At 58.7% G+C, this 1,292-nt stretch carries 4 protein-coding genes; all 4 read left to right on the forward strand.

The features are described from left to right. Positions 1-139: 139 nt before the first annotated feature. Genes D4765_RS18995 through D4765_RS19010 form a run of 4 tightly spaced genes read left to right on the forward strand, consistent with a single transcriptional unit; the run spans position 140 to position 1,270 of the window. Positions 140-439 (forward strand): hypothetical protein, encoded by a 300-nt coding sequence (locus tag D4765_RS18995; RefSeq protein WP_136643870.1) that lies wholly within the window; start codon positions 140-142, stop codon positions 437-439. Continuing rightward, positions 436-690 carry a hypothetical protein gene (locus D4765_RS19000; protein WP_136643871.1) on the forward strand — a complete coding sequence of 85 codons (255 nt, stop codon included), beginning with the start codon at positions 436-438 and terminating at the stop codon, positions 688-690. The genes D4765_RS18995 and D4765_RS19000 overlap by 4 nt, the downstream gene beginning before the upstream one ends. Further along, on the forward strand, positions 687-917 hold the full coding sequence (locus D4765_RS19005) for a hypothetical protein (RefSeq protein ID WP_136643872.1): 231 nt from the start codon (positions 687-689) through the stop codon (positions 915-917). Before D4765_RS19000 ends, D4765_RS19005 begins: the two co-directional genes overlap by 4 nt. Next, positions 914-1,270, forward strand: a complete 357-nt coding sequence (locus tag D4765_RS19010; protein ID WP_136643873.1) for a hypothetical protein — start codon at positions 914-916, stop codon at positions 1,268-1,270. The genes D4765_RS19005 and D4765_RS19010 overlap by 4 nt, the downstream gene beginning before the upstream one ends. Positions 1,271-1,292: the final 22 nt, after the last annotated feature.

A 1,292-nucleotide genomic window follows, 5' to 3' on the forward strand; every position in this document is an offset into this window, starting at 1 on the left:
AAGAGTACGAGCAATCGCGCGAGTGGTCTGACGCGATATTGGAGGCTGAGGCATCGTGACCTCCCCGCCTACCCCAAAAGCCCGAGCGCTGATCGCAGACGCCAGAATCTACGCAAGATGGGTGCACGGTGACTACTCAGTGACGGTCACGACAAATGATCTAGACGATATAGACCCAAGCGCCATGATCGAACGGCTCGCTGACTTGGCTGAGTCATTCCTCCCGACAGACGAAGCCGAAATGGTCGAAGCTCTCGATGCACTTCCGGTCGGCACGGTGGTGCTCGATGCGGATGGTGACGTAGGCGAAAAGCAGCAGGGGTGGAGCCGGCCGATCTGGCGATTTGTGGGTCAGGAAGAGAGTGACACACCACTACTTCCCGTGCGCGTGCTCTATGCCCCGCCTGTTACCCCCGAGGCTCAGGAGCCGACAACATGAGCGGCCGAGTGTTCACCGACGAAGCATATGAATGGTTACGCGGCTATCACGGCTCAATCGATAGCACTGCGCTGCTGCTGGCGTACGAGGCGGGCCAAGCCAACTACTTCACTGATCTCGTCAAGCGTCCCGCATCGATCGTTATTGATACTGGCGCTTGGTTGAGCGACGCCGACGAGCACGAGCACGAGTTCGAGGATCGATGCTCCTGCGGTCTGACCTACGCCGAGGCTCAGGAGGGAGAACGATGAGCCGCGACAACCCATTTACGGAACGCGAGCCGTTCAAGAAACGCATCACTAGCGTGTCACTAACTGCCGAACAGCGTGCAGCATTCGACCTGCTCAAAGAGCGCACCCATACCGTCACAGACGGCGCAATGATCAAGAAAGCACTTGAGCGCATGGTCGATGACGTGGCTAAAAACTATCCCGCCCCCACCCCCGTAGTTCCACAACCAGAAAGGACGAAGCCGTGAGCACCGACCGCGAAGAACTAGCAGAGGTGCTGTGGGACGCTGCGCAGTCAACCGATCTGCGACCCGACCGCACAACATGGAAAATGTTGATGAATTGTGCGGAGATGGACGTATCCGACTACCGAGAAATCCGCGAGCTCTACTACACCGAGGCTGACGCAGTTCTGTCTTCTACCTGGCTCACCGAGCACGACCGGGCTGTAGCGGAACGGGCATGGGCCGAAGGCCACAGAGCACCGCTCGACTCGTACCACTGGGAGAAGAACCCAAAGCGCCCCGGCTTTCGCTTCTCCGTTGACGATCCGACCCCCAACCCTTACACCCCAGCTATCCCAGAGGAGGGCCAGCGATGAGCACCGAACCGAAGGTATACGT

Source organism: Subtercola vilae (assembly GCF_004923255.1).
GTDB classification, from domain to species: domain Bacteria; phylum Actinomycetota; class Actinomycetes; order Actinomycetales; family Microbacteriaceae; genus Subtercola; species Subtercola vilae.

Coding starts and splice junctions, on each gene's coding strand:
- D4765_RS19005 (WP_136643872.1), top strand. CDS start 687: ATGAGCCGCGACAACCCATTTACGGAACGCGAGCCGTTCAAGAAACGC.
- D4765_RS19000 (WP_136643871.1), top strand. CDS start 436: ATGAGCGGCCGAGTGTTCACCGACGAAGCATATGAATGGTTACGCGGC.